Origin of the sequence: Micrococcus sp. HMSC31B01 (genome assembly GCF_001816085.1) — a bacterium.
Classification (GTDB): Bacteria; Actinomycetota; Actinomycetes; order Actinomycetales; family Micrococcaceae; genus Micrococcus; species Micrococcus luteus.
In genome coordinates this window covers 1-1,361 of the sequence record NZ_KV825363.1, presented here as the reverse complement: position 1 = coordinate 1,361, position 1,361 = coordinate 1, and the positions used below count along the sequence as shown (strand labels likewise).

Below are 1,361 nucleotides of genomic sequence, written 5' to 3'. Positions count from 1 at the left end.
CCTTCGCGAAGCCCAGGCCCGGGTCGACGATCAGCTGCGCGGGCTCGACGCCCGCGGCGAGGAAGCGGCCGGCCACGTCCCGCAGCTCGCACACGACGTCCGGGACGGTGTCCTCGTAGACGGCCAGCCCGTCCATGGTCTGCGGGTTCCCGCGGTTGTGCATGAGGATGTACGGCGCGCCCGACGCGGCGATCAGCGCCGGCATATCCGGCTCGTGGGCGAGGCCGGAGACGTCGTTGACGATCACCGGCCCCAGCGCCAGGGCAGCCCGGGCGGTGGCGGTGTGGCGCGTGTCCACGGAGAGGACGACGTCCTCGGCCAGCAGCGCCTCGATCACGGGCAGGATGCGCTCCTGCTCCTCGGCCGGCGGCACGGCGCGGGCCCCGGGGCGGGTGGACTCCCCGCCCACGTCCACGATGTCCGCGCCGTCCGCGACCATGCGCCGGGCGTGCTCGACGGCCGCGCGGACGGTGGCGTGCTCCCCGCCGTCCGAGAACGAGTCAGGGGTGACGTTGAGGATGCCCATGACCAGGGTCCGGTCCGCGGGCAGCCGCCCCAGCAGGGCGCGGTTCGCCTCCCGCGCCGCCGCGTCGATGCTCTCGTCCACGTGTCCTCCTCCGCCGTCGGTGGTCCTCAGCCGTGCATGATGAGGCTCATCGCCTCCGAGCGCGTGGACGGATCCCGCAGCTGGCCGCGCACCGCCGAGGTGACGGTCTTCGCGCCCGGCTTGCGCACGCCGCGCATGGACATGCACATGTGCTCGGCCTCCACCACCACGATCGCCCCGCGCGGGGCCAGGTGCTCCATGAGCGCCTCCACCACCTGCGTGGTCAGCCGCTCCTGCACCTGCGGACGCCGCGCGTACAGCTCCACGAGACGGGCCAGCTTGGACAGCCCCGTCACGCGGCCCTCGGCGGAGGGTATGTAGCCGATGTGTGCGGTGCCGTGGAACGGCACCAGGTGGTGCTCGCAGGTCGAGTAGAACGGGATGTCCTTCACCAGCACGAGCTCCTCGTGCGCGATGTCGAACGTGGTGCCGAGCACCTGGTCCGGGCTCTGGTGCAGGCCCGCGAAGAACTCTGCGTACGCCTTGGCCACCCGCGCCGGGGTGTCCGCCAGGCCCTCGCGGTCCGGGTCCTCACCGATCGCCAGCAGGATCTCCCGCACCGCCGCCTCGATGCGCGGCCGGTCCACCGCGGTGGAGTCCGGGTCGAACGTGCCGGGGACGGCGTCGTCGGGGGTGTGGGCTGTCATGCGGGCCTCCTGCGCGGTCAAAAGGTCGGTCCCTCGCCGGGGCCCGGCGTGTTGCTCGGACCGCCGTGCGGCGGCAGGCCGGGGCCGGCCGCGTCCCCGCCCAGCGA

The 1,361-nt window shown here is 73.8% G+C and carries 2 protein-coding genes; both read right to left on the bottom strand.

Annotated elements, in window-relative coordinates; all coding sequences use genetic code 11:
* On the bottom strand, positions 1-607 hold a 607-nt coding region (gene folP, locus HMPREF3105_RS10855; protein WP_070709597.1), incomplete at its 3' end, for a dihydropteroate synthase.
* Positions 608-633: 26 nt separating this feature from the next.
* On the bottom strand, positions 634-1,254 hold the full coding sequence (gene folE / locus HMPREF3105_RS10850; protein WP_020625291.1) for a GTP cyclohydrolase I FolE: 621 nt from the start codon (positions 1,252-1,254) through the stop codon (positions 634-636).
* Between the last annotated feature and the right edge of the window lie 107 nt (positions 1,255-1,361).